Annotated in this window: 1 protein-coding gene; it reads left to right on the plus strand. The window is 51.7% G+C overall.

Annotated elements, in window-relative coordinates:
* The coding region (locus AN389_RS20445) for an Ig-like domain-containing protein (RefSeq protein ID WP_160318646.1) at window positions 1-263 on the plus strand (263 nt) is incomplete at both ends.

Raw genomic sequence — 263 nt, forward strand, 5'->3', positions numbered from 1 at the left:
GCCATGGTCGTGCGTGGCACGGTAAGCGATGTGGAAGACGGTCAAACCGTGACGGTGATCATCAGTGATGGCACAAACCAAGTTGAAACAACGGCGCTTGTTCAAAACGGCGAATACGTTACCGACCCGATTGACGCAAGCGCATTAAATGACGGCACGCTCACCGCTACAGCCAGCGTGTCAGATTTAGCGGGTAACCCTGTTACAGCTGAGGATACAGTTGAACTTGATAACACCGCAGCGATCACAACCAGCATTGATAA

The organism is Pseudoalteromonas sp. P1-7a (genome assembly GCF_001401855.1).
Taxonomy (GTDB): domain Bacteria; phylum Pseudomonadota; class Gammaproteobacteria; order Enterobacterales; family Alteromonadaceae; genus Pseudoalteromonas.